The 13,188-nt window shown below is 60.7% G+C and carries 13 protein-coding genes; all 13 read right to left on the bottom strand.

Features of this window, described 5'->3' with window-relative positions:
• Positions 1-14: 14 nt before the first annotated feature.
• The 13 genes from scpC to CAY53_RS07000 all read right to left on the bottom strand — a co-directional run bounded on the left by scpC (position 15) and on the right by CAY53_RS07000 (position 13,040).
• Positions 15-1,544, bottom strand: a complete 1,530-nt coding sequence (gene scpC, locus CAY53_RS07060) for a succinyl-CoA:acetate CoA-transferase ScpC (protein ID WP_104936520.1) — start codon at positions 1,542-1,544, stop codon at positions 15-17.
• A 193-nt stretch (positions 1,545-1,737) separates the two neighbouring features.
• Entirely contained in the window at positions 1,738-2,853 is a 1,116-nt protein-coding gene (locus CAY53_RS07055; RefSeq protein ID WP_245874912.1) for a DUF2332 domain-containing protein, read from the bottom strand.
• A 42-nt stretch (positions 2,854-2,895) separates the two neighbouring features.
• Positions 2,896-4,359 (bottom strand): NADH-quinone oxidoreductase subunit N, encoded by a 1,464-nt coding sequence (locus tag CAY53_RS07050; protein WP_017865740.1) that lies wholly within the window; start codon positions 4,357-4,359, stop codon positions 2,896-2,898.
• 24 nt (positions 4,360-4,383) lie between these two features.
• Positions 4,384-5,883 carry an NADH-quinone oxidoreductase subunit M gene (locus CAY53_RS07045; protein WP_104936518.1) on the bottom strand — a complete coding sequence of 500 codons (1,500 nt, stop codon included), beginning with the start codon at positions 5,881-5,883 and terminating at the stop codon, positions 4,384-4,386.
• A gap of 30 nt (positions 5,884-5,913) precedes the next feature.
• Positions 5,914-7,833, bottom strand: a complete 1,920-nt coding sequence (gene nuoL, locus CAY53_RS07040) for an NADH-quinone oxidoreductase subunit L (protein ID WP_104936517.1) — start codon at positions 7,831-7,833, stop codon at positions 5,914-5,916.
• A gap of 4 nt (positions 7,834-7,837) precedes the next feature.
• A complete protein-coding gene (nuoK, locus tag CAY53_RS07035) occupies positions 7,838-8,140 on the bottom strand; it encodes an NADH-quinone oxidoreductase subunit NuoK (protein WP_017865737.1) in 303 nt (100 codons plus the stop codon).
• Positions 8,137-8,706, bottom strand: a complete 570-nt coding sequence (locus CAY53_RS07030) for an NADH-quinone oxidoreductase subunit J family protein (protein WP_104936516.1) — start codon at positions 8,704-8,706, stop codon at positions 8,137-8,139. The genes nuoK and CAY53_RS07030 overlap by 4 nt, the downstream gene beginning before the upstream one ends.
• A gap of 4 nt (positions 8,707-8,710) precedes the next feature.
• Positions 8,711-9,346 carry an NADH-quinone oxidoreductase subunit NuoI gene (gene nuoI / locus CAY53_RS07025; RefSeq protein ID WP_104936515.1) on the bottom strand — a complete coding sequence of 212 codons (636 nt, stop codon included), beginning with the start codon at positions 9,344-9,346 and terminating at the stop codon, positions 8,711-8,713.
• A 10-nt stretch (positions 9,347-9,356) separates the two neighbouring features.
• Entirely contained in the window at positions 9,357-10,322 is a 966-nt protein-coding gene (nuoH, locus tag CAY53_RS07020) for an NADH-quinone oxidoreductase subunit NuoH (RefSeq protein WP_017865734.1), read from the bottom strand.
• Between the two features lie 15 nt (positions 10,323-10,337).
• Entirely contained in the window at positions 10,338-11,558 is a 1,221-nt protein-coding gene (locus CAY53_RS07015) for an NADH-quinone oxidoreductase subunit D (protein WP_245874755.1), read from the bottom strand.
• Positions 11,555-12,157, bottom strand: a complete 603-nt coding sequence (locus CAY53_RS07010) for an NADH-quinone oxidoreductase subunit C (protein WP_104936514.1) — start codon at positions 12,155-12,157, stop codon at positions 11,555-11,557. The genes CAY53_RS07015 and CAY53_RS07010 overlap by 4 nt, the downstream gene beginning before the upstream one ends.
• Positions 12,139-12,615 (bottom strand): NADH-quinone oxidoreductase subunit B, encoded by a 477-nt coding sequence (locus CAY53_RS07005; RefSeq protein WP_181040461.1) that lies wholly within the window; start codon positions 12,613-12,615, stop codon positions 12,139-12,141. The genes CAY53_RS07010 and CAY53_RS07005 overlap by 19 nt, the downstream gene beginning before the upstream one ends.
• A gap of 56 nt (positions 12,616-12,671) precedes the next feature.
• On the bottom strand, positions 12,672-13,040 hold the full coding sequence (locus CAY53_RS07000) for an NADH-quinone oxidoreductase subunit A (RefSeq protein WP_017866714.1): 369 nt from the start codon (positions 13,038-13,040) through the stop codon (positions 12,672-12,674).
• Positions 13,041-13,188: the final 148 nt, after the last annotated feature.

The raw sequence follows: 13,188 nt of genomic DNA, 5'->3' as shown, positions 1-13,188 counted from the left end.
ACCAGACGTATGCCTTACGGCTTCATGGTGCCGGTTTTTACATAGCGGTCGTGCCAGGACAGGGCCTCGGAGAGGATGTGCGGGGTCTGGCCGGGCTTGGGCTGGGCGCAGGCGCGGTCGAAATAGTCCTGCAGCATGGGCCGGTAATCCGGATGGGCAATGGCGATCATGGCCCTGGCCCGGTCGCGCGGGCATTTGCCGCGCAGGTCGGCAAAACCGTACTCCGTGACCACCACCATGGTGTCGTGCTCGGTATGGTCGATGTGGGCGGCAAAGGGCACGATGGAGGAAATCGCCCCGTTTTTGGCCGTGGAACCGGTCAGGAAGATGGAGATGTAGCCGTTGCGGGCAAAGTCGCCGGAACCACCGATGCCGTTCATCATGCCGGTGCCCATGATGTGGGTGGAGTTGACATTGCCGTAGATGTCGGCCTCCAGCATGCCGTTCATGCCGATCACCCCTATGCGACGAATCACCTCGGGATTGTTGGAAAATTCCTGGGGACGCAGAATGATGTGCTTGCTGTAGAAGGCCACGTCCCTGCGGAACTCCGCCACCGCATCCGGGGAGAGCGAAATGGTGGCGGTGCTCGCCATATCCACCACGCCATCACGAATCAGGTACAGCAGCCCGTCCTGAATGACCTCGGTATAGCATTCCAGGCCCCTGTAGCCCGCGCGCGCGAGCCCTGCCAGGACGGCGTTGGCCACGTTGCCGATACCGGATTGCAGGGGCAGGAGCCTGCCCTTGGGCAGGCGGCCGGCCGCCTCTTCCTGCTTGAGAAAGGCCACGACATGGTCGCCGATGGCGGTGGAGACCGGATCAGGCGGATTGAACTTGTTGACACGATCGCCGGATTCGGTCAACACGACAGCCACAACCTTGTTCGGGTCAACGTCCATGTAGGGCGAGCCGATGCGGTCACTGACCCTGTTGATGCCAATCGGCTTGCGATTGGGCGCGATGCCCAGAAGCGCCACATCGTGGATGCCTTCCAGCTCCGGCGGCTGGATGGTGTTGACCTCGAGAATGATTTTGTCGGCCAGCTTGAGCCACAGGGGATTGTTGCCGATGGAGGTCGAGGGGATGAGCTTGCCCTCCTCGGTAATGCCCGTCACCTCGATAATGGCGCAGTCCATTTTGCCGAAAAAGCCGGCTTCGACCTGCCCGGCCAGAGACGAGAGATGCACGTCCATATAGCCGGTTTTGCCGCTGTTGACCGCAGCGCGGAGATTCTTGTCGGTGAAGAAGGGCGTCCGGAAGGCCACTGCCTCGGCCTCGGCCAGCACGCCGTCCACGTTGGGATCGGTGGAGGCGCCGGAGAGGATGCTGATTTTGAAGTCCTGACCCGCGGCGTGCAGCCGCTTGGCGCGTTCCGCCAGCTTGGGCGGCACCAAAAGCGGGCAGCCGGAACCGACAAAGCCGCTGAAGCCGACGATCGCGCCGTTGGGCACCAGCTCGGCCGCCTGCTCGGCGCTCATGATTTTGCTCAAGAATGCCTTGTTTCTGACCCGACTGGTATCGGTCACTTCGCGTGCTTCCATGGGCGTATCTCCTCTATTCGGGCTGAGCGGATGCGGGCAGGAGAGCTCGCACCCCAGAGACGCGCGATGGCGCACCGGCCAGGCGCGCCTCGCTCTTTTCATTACAGCCGGAGCCGTGTGCGGCAAACATACACAATCTGGCCGCCCGCGGCAAGAGGAAGCGGAGTCGCCCTTCAGGGCCAGGCGCCTGAGCCTAGGACCAGAAATCCCGCCATGGGGCCAGAGCCGGAAGCCAGCAGACGCGGCTGCCGTGCGGGTGCACCCACGCCAGATGCCAGTGCCCATGCCGACCGTTTTGCCACAGATCCACCTGCCAGGCCAGCCAGCCGGGGACCGGGGCCTTGGGCGCATGGTCGCCGCGCAGATGCTCCCACTGCAGCCAGAGCACGGGATGAGGCTGTGCCCTGGCCCAGCGTGCAACCAGTGGGGCAAGTCCCCGGCCCCTGTCCGGCAGATACATGGTGATATAGCTGTTGAAGAGGATACAGGGTGCAGCCAGCCGGCCAAGGCCCGCAAGATAGGCCGGCAGCTCTTCCGGCAGGCGGCAGGCTTCGAAGGAGAGCGGCGAGTGGCTGCTTGCCTGCAGCAGGGCTGAGATGCCGGCCTTGAGTGCCTGCAGCCGGGCGGGCTGGTCGGCCCAGACAAAGGCGGCCAGATAGGCCCGCTTTGCGCTGTCGGCCAGGGCAAGCGGCGCCAGATCGCAGCCGCTTCGAGACAGGATCTGCGGCGGAACTCCGGTTGCGGGCGGCGCAAAATCCCCCTCGCCCTGCACGGCAAAGGCGTCTTCCCGGCCCAGGCCAAAGACCTGCAGGCCGCCGCCCTGCAGGGAGAGTTCGTAGCGCCTGCCATCGGCTGCCAGGTTCAGGCCGGCACTTGCACCCAGCTCCACCAGATGCGCGCTTTTCCAGCCGGTATAGGTTGCCGGCAACAGCCAGCAGAGACCGCGCGCGCCCTCGTTCGTCTGCACCGGCCGGGTGGCGATGAAGGCGGCCAGCTCGTCCCGAAGCGCGTCCAGCGTGGCAAAAAGCGTAGGGCCGAGTCCAGGCGCAGTGGCCGGGGCCGGGCCGCCCACGCTGGGATAGTAGGCGGCCAGTTCGCGGGCCTCCGGTCGCCGGCTAAGCACCTGAAAGTGCAGACCGGCCAGCACCAGAAGCGGCACGTCAAAGGAGGAGCGGCCTGCCGCCGCCTCCAGGATCCAGGCGGCAAAGGCCGCATCCTGAGCGAGCCTTTCGCCCAAAAGGGTAAAAAGGCGGTGATAGAGTGGAGAGGCGGCCTTGCAGAAGCGGGCCTGGGCCTCGAACCGGGCCAGGAGTCTGGCCCGGCGTTTGGAAAAATCGGCGTCCAGGCGGAATTACAGCAGCATGGCCTTGAGCGCCCAGTCAAAAAGCGGACCCGGCGCCATGCCCAGAAGCAGCGTGCCAGCCACGGCTATGACCAGGACCAGCGCCAGCCCGGGGGAGGGGCTGTTCAGGCTGGCCCGGCCCTCGCTGGCGCTCATGTACATCAAGCGGACAATGCGCAGGTAGAAGAAGGCGGACACGGCGCTCAGCAACACCGCGACAATGACCGCACCGGTGTAGCCCGCTGCCAGCGCGGCCTGAAAGAGGTAGAATTTGCCGGTAAAGCCGCCGGTGGGCGGAATCCCGGTCAGGGAAAACATGAAGACCAGCATGCACAGCGCCAGAAGCGGGTTTCTGCCGGCCAGGCCCCTGCAGGAATCGATGCCCTCGAGCTGCTCCTTGCCCTGGGCGAGCACGATCAGGATGGCAAAGGCCCCCATGTTCATGAACAGATAGATAACGAGATAGCTCATGGTAGCGGCCATGCCGTCTGCCGTACCGGCGGCAATGCCCAGGAGCGCATAGCCTGCATGGGCGATGGCCGAGTAGGCCAGCATCCGTTTCAGGCTGGCCTGGGCCAGAGCCACAATATTGCCTATCGCCATGGTCAGTACCGCGAGAAAGGCCAGCACCGGCCCCCAGTCGCCCTGCAGCTCGGGAAAAATGGCCAGCATAATCCGGCCGAATACGGCAAAGCCGGCAGCCTTGGGCGCCACGCTCATAAAGGCGCTCAGCACTGTGGGGGCACCTTCGTACACATCCGGCGTCCACATGTGGAAAGGCGCCACCGCCACCTTGAAACAGAGCCCGGCCAGCACCAGGGCCAGGGCCACCAAAAGCGCCGGATTGTCAGCCAGATTTGCATTGGCGATGCAACTGCCGATCGCGGCCACACTGGTGCTGCCGCTCAAACCATAGAGCAGGGACATGCCGAAGAGCAGCATGGCCGAGGCAAAAACCCCCATCAGAAAATATTTGGCCGCCGCCTCGCTGCTGCGCCGTTCCCCCTTCTGCATCCCGGCCAGCACGTAGATGGGGAGGGCCATCAGCTCCACGCCCAGATAAATGCTTATCAGATCAACCGCCGAGGCCATGACCAGCATCCCGACCGAGGAAAAGACCAAAAGACTGTAAAATTCGCCCTGATGCGCCCCCACTTGGTCTGCGTACATCTCCCGCATGAGCGCGGTCAGAATGACAGTGGCCAGGCAAAGTACGCCAAAGAAGGCCGCATAGGAGTCGTTGACCAGCATGGCGTCCGGCCGCGCCGGCACGACCATGCCCAGATTGACCCCCAGGGCCGCCAGTACGCCCAGCACGGTGAGCCACGGCAGCAACTGGCGCTGACGGGGCGCGAAAAGGTCGAGAGCAATCAGGCCCACAGCAATGGCCAGCAGTATCATTTCCGGCATGGCCGGAGCCGCAATGCTCCAGTCGAAAGACCGGACACTCAAGGCAAGCAAGCGTTCGTTCATGGCGCTACGTTCCTCACTGAAGATTCAGGGCCAAAAGGTCTGGAGGTTGAACCCGATCTCGGCGCCGCCGGCACTGTGCACCTGCTCGATCAGGCGGCTGACGGAAACGCGGAGAAAGTCGAGGAAGACGTCCGGGTAGATGCCGATCCAGAAAATCAGCAACACCATCGGACTCAGCGTCAGCACTTCCCGCAGCCTGAGCTGCTTGAGCGCTTTCACCTTTTCGCCCACTTCCATGAAAAAGACCCTCTGGTAAAGCCACAGCATGTACCAGGCACCCAGGATCAGGCCGCTCGCGGCCAGGATCGCCACCAGCGGCTTTGCCTGGAAGGCGCCCAGCAGAATCAGCCATTCCCCGATAAAACCGCAGGTGCCGGGCAGGCCGATGGCTGCCAGCGTGAACACCATGAAGAATGCGGCAAAAATGGGCATGGTTTTGGCCAGCCCGCCGTAATCCGAAATCTCCCGGGTATGGGTGCGCTCGTAGACAATGCCGATGGCCAGGAAAAGCGCCCCCGTAACCAGACCGTGGTTGATCATTTGCAGGATGCTGCCCTCGAGACTGTTCTGGTTCAGCGCAAAGAGCCCCAGGGTGACAAAGCCCATGTGACTGACCGAACTATAGGCCACGAGCCGCTTCAGATCGCTCTGCGCCAGGCAGACGAAAGCGCCGTACACGATGGCAACGACCGAGAGGGCCAGCATGGGCCCCATCATCGCCAGCGTGGCCTGCGGCAGGAGGGGCAGCGAAAAGCGCAGGAAGCCGTAGGCTCCCATCTTGATCAGCACGCCGGCCAGGATGACCGACCCGGCGGCCGGGGCTTCGGTGTGGGCGTCTGGCAGCCAGGTGTGCACCGGCCACATGGGCACCTTGACGGCAAAGGCTGCAAAGAAGAGCCAGAACACCAGGACCTGCAGGCGGAAGTCAAAGCCGGCTTCGGCCAGGGCCAGGACGTCGAAGCTGTGGCCGCCTGCCAGATAGAGCAGGATAATGCCGACAAGCATCAGCAGACTGCCCGCCAGGGTATACAGGAAGAACTTGATGGTCGCATAGATGCGGTTCGGTCCGCCCCAGATGCCGATGATCAGGAACATCGGAATCAGCATGGCCTCCCAGAACACATAAAACAAAAACAGATCGAGCGCGCAGAAGACGCCCATCATGGCGCCTTCAAGCGTCAGCAGGGCGATATAGAACTCCTTGGCCCTGTCCTGAATGGCCTCCCACGAGACCATGACGCAGAGCACCGTCAACAGCGCGGTCAGGAGGACGAACAGCACGCTGATGCCGTCTATGCCCAGAAAATAGTGGATATTCAGTGCATCGATCCAGGCGTGCTGCTCTTTGAACTGCACCAGGGGCGTCGTCTTGTCGAAAAGAAAGAAGATGGGCAGCGCAAAAAGCAGCTCAAAGATACTGACAATCAGCGCCACAAGGCGTACCGTCTCGGTCTTCCGCTCCAAAAACAGCAGTGAAAGGCCGCCCAGCACCGGAAAGAAAATGAGAACACTTAAAAGTGGCATATGAGCCCCGCTCAACCGTGTTTTTTTTGATTATCTGACCAGAAGCAACGCCATGAGCAACAGGACGCCGCCACCCATCCAGGCCAGGTAGTGGGAGACCGCACCGTCCTGCAACAGGCGCAGCCTCTGGGCCAGAGTGCCAAAAAAATGCGGCACACCGTTGACGACGCCTTCAATGCCCCGGGTGTCGACCCCCTTCAGCAAGACCGAACGCGCCAGCCACAGCGCCGGCTGGACAATGGCACGCTGGTAGAACTCGTCCACGTAGTACTTGTGGAACAGCACCCGGTACAGGCCAGGGAAGCGGCTGGCGAGCCCCGGCGCGATATCGGGCTTCAGGCAGTACATGAACCAGGCCAGGGCAATGCCGCCCAGGCCGGCCAGCACCGACACCAGCATCAGGCCCAGCTCAAGCGGCCTTGACACATGGGTTTCCGGCTCACCCAGCACAGGTTCCAGAAAACTGGCCCAGTGGTTGGAGCCGCCCAGCGCCTCGGGAATGCCGAACCAACCGGCACAGATCGCGCCCAGGGCGAGAAGCGCGAGCGGGAACAGCACCACTGGCGAAGATTCATGCACGTGGCGCTTCTGCTCCTCGCTCCCCCGGAATGTCCCGTGGAAGACCAGAAAGAGCAGACGGAAAGAGTAGAAGGCGGTCAGAAAGGCGACGAAAAGTCCGATCAGGTAGGCAAAGCGGCCGGCGGCGCTACCGGAACTGAAGGCCATAAGCAGGATTTCATCCTTGCTGTAAAAACCGGCAAAGGGAGGAATGCCCGAGATCGAGAGTGAGGCCATCAGGAAGGTCAGATAGGTAACAGGCATCAACTTCTTCAGGCCGCCCATATACTTCAGATCCTGCTCGTGGTGCATGCCCAGTATAACCGAGCCGCAGCCCAGAAAGAGCAGGGCCTTGAAAAAAGCGTGGGTAAAGAGATGAAAAATGCCGGCCGCATAGGCGCCAACACCGCAGGCGATGAACATGTAGGCCAGTTGGCTGACCGTGGAATAGGCCACAACCCGCTTGATGTCCGTCTGCACCAGGGCAATCGTGGCGGCGAAGAGGGCCGTGACGGCACCCAGGACGGCAATGAAGTGCAGGGTAAAGGGCGACAGGGCAAACAGCACATGGCAACGCGCCACCAGAAACACGCCAGCCGTCACCATGGTGGCCGCATGAATGAGCGCGCTCACCGGGGTCGGCCCTTCCATCGCGTCAGGCAACCACACGTGGAGCGGGATCTGGGCCGATTTCCCGATGGCCCCGCAGAAGAGCAGCATGGCGATCACCGTTGCCAAGGACACATCCATGCCCAGCAGGTGCAGGCTCATGCCGCTGATCTGCTGCGCCTTGCCAAAGACATCGGCATAGTGCAGGCTGCCGAACTGCAGGTACACCAGAAGCATGCCCAGCAGGAAACCGAAATCGCCGAAGCGGTTTACGATAAAGGCCTTCTTGCCTGCGTCGCTGGCAGACTTTTTTTCGAAATAAAAGCCGATGAGCAGGTAGGAGCAGAGACCAACCGCCTCCCAGCCAAAGAAGAGCTGCATGAAGTTGTTACCCATGACCAGCATGAGCATGGAGAAGGTAAAGAGGCTCAGGTAGGCGAAAAAGCGGTAATAGCCCTCTTCTCCCTTCATGTAGCCTACCGAATAGATGTGCACCAGTGCACTCACGCTGGTCACGACCAAGAGCATCACTGCCGTGAGCTGATCCACCAAAAAGCCCACCGAAACCCGGAACGCATCCGAGTGAATCCACAGGTAGACATCCTGATTGATGATTTCGCCCGACAGCGTGCGGAAAAAGGCGGCCACAGCGCAGCAGAAGGAACCGAGCACCGCCGCTATGGGCAGCCAGTGCACCTTCGTCCCGATCTGCCGGCCGAAGAGGAGGGTCAACACAAAGGCCGCAAGCGGCAGCAGGGGTATGGCAAGAACGGAAATAGGCATGGCCTCAACCTTTCAGATCAGTGAAGGAATCCGTATGGACGTCACGGCGGTGCTGGAACAGGGCAACGGCAATGCCCAGACCGATCACAGCCTCCGCGGCGGCCACGGTGATGATAAAAAAGGTGAAGGCCTGACCGCGCAGCGATTCCAGATAGTGACTCATGGCCACCAGATTCAGGTTAACGGCGTTGAGCATCAGCTCGGCGGAGAGCAGCATCATGATAAAGTTGCGCCGCGTCAGAAAGCCGCATACCCCGATGCAAAACAGCGCGGCCGAGAGCATCAGATACCATCCCAGAGGAATCATGGCGTGTTCTCCTTCTCCTGTTCAAGCAAAAGCGCATCTGCTTCCTGCGGGGCTGCCGAGCGGTCGATTTTCTTCGCCAGCACCAGGCCGCCGATCAGGGCCATCAGCAAAATGACACCCGCTATTTCAAAGGGAATCAGATACTTGGTGAAGAGTTCCAGCCCCAGGGCGCGGGCCTGGCTGCCCTGGGCGATGCTGTCCGTGGTCCAGGAACCGTGAATGCCCGGTCTGAAAGAGCGCAGTCCCCAGAACAGGAAGGCGCACAGGCCCAGGGCTGCGAGCCGGCCCATCCAGGCGTCAGGCACCAGGCTGTCCAGACGGAGTTCCGCCTTCCTGTTGATGAGGAAGAGGACAAAGAGGTACAGCACCAGAATGGCCCCGGCATAAACAATGATCTGCACGGCCGCCAGGAATTCGGCCTGTAAGATCAGGTATAAACCGGCCAGATGGAAAAACAGCACCAGGACCGACAACACACTGTGCACCGGGTTGCGCAGACTGATGGCCAGCAGGCCACAGCTCACGATCACCAGCGCGCAATACCAGAAAAAAATGGAGAGAAACATGGGATTACCTGCCTTGTTCCGAAACGGATTGCTGCCACACGCGGCCGGTCACCTGCTTTTCACCCTTCCATTCCTCATCCACGGGCAAGCGCTTGCCCGGAGGCAGAAGTTTGTCGGCAAATCCGCGTGGCCGCCACGTGGGATTCACATAATGCTCCAAGCTTTCGCCGGTCGAGGCCAGATACTGGTCCCAGTTCTCCAGAAGATGGGGCAAATCCCAGTGGAGCGCTTCCCGGTTCTGGGCCGAGTAGGCGAAAACTTCGGTCAGGATGATGGCGTTGACCGGGCAGATCTCGGCACAAAAACCACAGTACACACAGCGCAGCGCATCCACGTCGTATCGATCGACCACGCGGCGGTTGGTCTCCGGATCTTTGCCCGCATGCACATGAATACAGCGGGAGGGGCACACGGAAACACATTTCATGCAGCCGATGCAGCGGGCCTGGCCCGTCTTGGGGTTGCGCACCATGGCGTGCTGGCCGCGGAAGCCCCGCCGCACCACGGGCATTTCGTGGGGATACTGCAGGGTTATGGGTTTCGAGAACAGCCGCTTCAGGGTCAGCCACATACCCTGCATCAGCTCGACCAGGAGGAGATTTTGCAGCAGGTTGCGTTTTTTCTTATACTGAATCCGCATAGTCAGCCCCTCAGAAGATAGCCTTGCACAGGGCCGTCAAGACCACATTGGCGAGTGCAAGGGGAATGAGCCATTTCCAGCCCAGCGTCATGAGCTGATCGTAGCGGTAACGCGGCATGGTCGCCCGAATCCAGATGAAGACGAACATGAAGGCATAGACCTTGAGCACGAACCAGAAGGCGGGAAAGAAGGGCACGGCAAAGGGGCCGCTCCAGCCGCCGAAGAAACAGACCGTGCCGATGGCGGACATGACGAACATGCCAATATATTCGGCCATGAAGAACATGGCGTAGCGAAAGCCGCTGTACTCGGTGGAGTAACCGGACACCAGTTCGCTCTCCGCCTCGGGCAGGTCGAAAGGCACGCGGTTGGTCTCGGCCAGCATGGCCACAAAGAACACGCCGAAGCCGATAATCTGCGGGAAGATGTACATCCCGGTAAAGGTGGAACCCTGGGCGGCCACAATGGCGCTTAAGTTCAGCGTGCCCGCCATGAGCATCACCCCCACCAGGCTGAGACCCATGGCAATTTCATAGCTGATGACCTGGGCCATGGAGCGCAGGCCGCCCAAAAAGCTGAATTTGGAATTGGAGCCCCAGCCGGCGAGCACGACACCGTAGCTGCCCAGGCCGCTCATGGCAAAGATGAACAGGAGGCCAATGTCGATATCCGCCACGACCCAGCCGGGCGCAAAGGGCAGCACGGCCAGGGAGGCGGTCATGGCGGTGAAGCTCACGATCGGGGCCAGGCGGAAGCACAGCCGGTCCACCTGATCGGGCACCACATCTTCCTTGAAAAAGCACTTGATGCCATCGGCAAAGGGCTGCAGGATCCCGTGCCAGCAGGCCTCCATCGGCCCCATGCGGACCTGCATGTGACCAATGATCTTGCGCTCAAAGTAGGTGGCATAGGCAACATGCAAGAGCACCACCACAAAGAGCAGAATGATATAGAGCAACAGAACCAGAGCATGCATGATGTTTCTCCTGGATTACCGGTCGGATTCTCCCAACACGATGTCGATGCTGCCGATATTGGTAATGAGGTCCGCAATCAGGCCGCCTTCGGACATGGCCTTCAACGCGCTGATATGAATGAAGGAAGGCGAGCGGACATGCATCCGGTAGGGTTTTCCCGAGCCATCGGAAATGAAGTAGAAGCCGAGCTCGCCCTTGGGCACCTCGGTGGAGGAATAAAAATCGCCCTCGGGGAAGGGGGTTTTCGCCTTTTCCGCCTCTCCGTCTTCGCCGGCCTTGGCCGCGCGGCTTGCCGGCTTCATCAGGAGATCGGGCGCATCCTCGCTCAAAATCGGGCCGGGGGGCAATTGGTCGATGCACTGCTGGAGAATCCGCACCGACTGGTGCATCTCTTCCATGCGGCAACGGTAGCGGGCGTAGGAGTCGCCCTCCGTGGCAATGGGCACCTCGAAATCCACCTGATCGTAGGCATCGTAGGGATGGTGTTTGCGGACATCGTAATCCACCCCGGAGGCGCGCAGACAGGCCCCGGTCATGCCAAGGGAAAGCGCCTGCTCCCGGCTCAGCACCCCCACGCCAACCGTGCGCTTCAGCCAGATGCGGTTCGTATCGATCAGGGTTTCATACTCCGGAATCTTGTCCGGAAAAATATCGACGAAGTCCTGCAGCTTGCTGATGAAGGACGTGCTCACATCCTGCCGCACCCCGCCTATGCGCGCGTAGGAAAAGGTCAGGCGTGCACCGCAGAGTTCCTCGAACAGCTCCAGCAGGATCTCGCGCTCGCGGAAGCAGTAGAGAAAGACCGTCATGGCGCCGATGTCCAGCGCGTGCGAGGCCAGCCACAGCAGGTGCGAGGCCAAACGAGACATCTCGCTGACCATGGTGCGGATGTATTTGGCCCGAATGGGCGTTTCGATGCCCAAAAGCCCCTCCGCCGCGACACAGAAACCGCAGTTGTTGGCCATGGCCGCGATATAGTCAAGCCGGTCGGTCAGGACCAGATCCTGAATATAGGTTCGGTTTTCCGCCAGCTTTTCGATGCCCCGATGCAGATAACCGACCTTGGGCTCGCATACCACAATGGTCTCACCGTCCAACTCCACATCCAGCCGCAAAACGCCGTGTGTGGCCGGATGCTGCGGTCCCAAGCGCAAACGGTAACGGTCCTCGTGGTAACGGTCCTCGTCCCCCCGTGGAACCGGCACATCCAATGTCTGTCTGCCTGCTGCATTCATAGTTTGCCTTCCTGCGTGCCCGCGGCTGTTGTCTCTGCCTGACCGTCTGGTTCAGCCTGCGGATGAAAGCCGTAGCGCTCATCGAGCATTTTTGCCTTTTCCTGCGTTTCCACCAGACCTGACCATTCGGCCGGGCCTTTCAGGGGGTACTCCTTCTGGAGCGGATGGCCCTCCCAGTCATCCGGCATAAGGACACGACTCAGATTGGGGTGACCGTCGAAGAGAATGCCGAACATGTCGAAGACCTCTCGCTCCAGCCAGTCCGCCCCAGCCCAGAGCGGCGTCACGGTGGCCACGCGGGGATTGTCTGCCGGCAGGGGCACACGCAGGCGAATGCCATGGCGAAGACTGATGGAATACAACTGGTACACCACTTCAAAACGACCGTCGAAACCAGTTTCCCGTTTACTGTTGTCAACCCCGCAGAGGCCGCGCAGATGATCCATCTGCATCTCGGGGTCCTGCTGCAGCCAAGCCAGAATGGCCGCGCTGTTGTCGGCTTTGAGCACAACGCCCAACTGTCCGCTGTGGGCGACTACGCCCAGCACGTCGTCCGGAAATCTGTCTCGAATCTTTTCCGCTATCTCGCCTTGCTCCATCGGTATTCCTCGGCAAGTATGATTTTTTTCAATTTGAGAAAGCCATCCAGCAAAGCCTCGGGCCGTGGGGGGCAGCCAGGAACGTAAACATCAACCGGCACAACCTGATCGGCGCCCTGGGTCACCGCATAGGTGTCGAACACACCGCCGCTGCACGCGCAGCTCCCCATGGCGATAACATAGCGGGGCTCGGGCATCTGATCGTAGAGACGGCGCATCAGCGGCGCCATCTTCTTGGTGACCGTGCCCGCCACCACCATGCAGTCCGCCTGGCGGGGACTGGCGCGGAAGATAATGCCAAATCGGTCCAGATCGTTGGTGGACGCACCCGTGTCCATCATTTCAATGGCGCAGCAGGCCAGGCCAAAGGTCACAGGCCAGATGGAATTGGCACGGCTCAGATTGACGAAGGCATCAATTGTGCCCAATATCGCGCCTGCCCCGGGGAAAATCCGCATGCCCTCAGGCAGGTGGGCGGCCCGCTGCCGGATCATCCCCCCCAGCCCCATATCTTTTACTTCATCCATTCAAGTGCCCCCTTTCTCCAGGCATACACATAGCCGACCAAAAGCAGAAAAATGAAAAGCAGCATCTCAACCAGGGCAAAAATCCCCAGGAAATCGTAGGTGATGGCCCAGGGATAGAGATAGATGGCCTCCACGTCAAAGAGGACAAAAATGATGGCGACCAGGTAAAACTTGACCGAAAAGCGCATCTGAGGTGCCTCGGTCGGATCATTGCCCGACTCGTAGGCAATCAGTTTTTCGGCATAGGGCCGACTCAGACGAAAATAGCGCCCGATGAAGAGGGCGAGCAGGGCGAACAACGAGCCCAGCAGCAAAAAGAGGAGAATGCCCAGGTAGCCATGCTGAATGTATTCCATGCCCCTTACCTTGTCGCAGATGATTCACAGTCTGTGGTACGCGCCCGGCCTGCGCGTGCAGGCAGTCCCTGCCCAGGACATGATTGCCTCCCGGCAGGCGCAGCGAGCCACAATCCCATGCACGAAAGTGAGGACTCTAACACTAAAT

This window comes from Desulfobulbus oralis (assembly GCF_002952055.1).
GTDB classification, from domain to species: Bacteria; Desulfobacterota; Desulfobulbia; order Desulfobulbales; family Desulfobulbaceae; genus Desulfobulbus; species Desulfobulbus oralis.
Note: the sequence above shows the minus strand (reverse complement) of the source record. Positions and strands in the feature narration are given on the sequence as shown.

Excerpts from the sequence above, each read along its gene's own strand:
- scpC (WP_104936520.1), bottom strand. The coding sequence starts at position 1,544 with ATGGAAGCACGCGAAGTGACCGATACCAGTCGGGTCAGAAACAAGGCA.
- CAY53_RS07050 (WP_017865740.1), bottom strand. The coding sequence starts at position 4,359 with ATGAACGAACGCTTGCTTGCCTTGAGTGTCCGGTCTTTCGACTGGAGC.
- CAY53_RS07045 (WP_104936518.1), bottom strand. The coding sequence starts at position 5,883 with ATGCCACTTTTAAGTGTTCTCATTTTCTTTCCGGTGCTGGGCGGCCTT.
- nuoL (WP_104936517.1), bottom strand. The coding sequence starts at position 7,833 with ATGCCTATTTCCGTTCTTGCCATACCCCTGCTGCCGCTTGCGGCCTTT.
- nuoK (WP_017865737.1), bottom strand. The coding sequence starts at position 8,140 with ATGATTCCTCTGGGATGGTATCTGATGCTCTCGGCCGCGCTGTTTTGC.
- CAY53_RS07030 (WP_104936516.1), bottom strand. The coding sequence starts at position 8,706 with ATGTTTCTCTCCATTTTTTTCTGGTATTGCGCGCTGGTGATCGTGAGC.
- nuoI (WP_104936515.1), bottom strand. The coding sequence starts at position 9,346 with ATGCGGATTCAGTATAAGAAAAAACGCAACCTGCTGCAAAATCTCCTC.
- nuoH (WP_017865734.1), bottom strand. The coding sequence starts at position 10,322 with ATGCATGCTCTGGTTCTGTTGCTCTATATCATTCTGCTCTTTGTGGTG.
- CAY53_RS07015 (WP_245874755.1), bottom strand. The coding sequence starts at position 11,558 with ATGAATGCAGCAGGCAGACAGACATTGGATGTGCCGGTTCCACGGGGG.
- CAY53_RS07010 (WP_104936514.1), bottom strand. The coding sequence starts at position 12,157 with ATGGAGCAAGGCGAGATAGCGGAAAAGATTCGAGACAGATTTCCGGAC.
- CAY53_RS07005 (WP_181040461.1), bottom strand. The coding sequence starts at position 12,615 with ATGCGGATTTTCCCCGGGGCAGGCGCGATATTGGGCACAATTGATGCC.
- CAY53_RS07000 (WP_017866714.1), bottom strand. The coding sequence starts at position 13,040 with ATGGAATACATTCAGCATGGCTACCTGGGCATTCTCCTCTTTTTGCTG.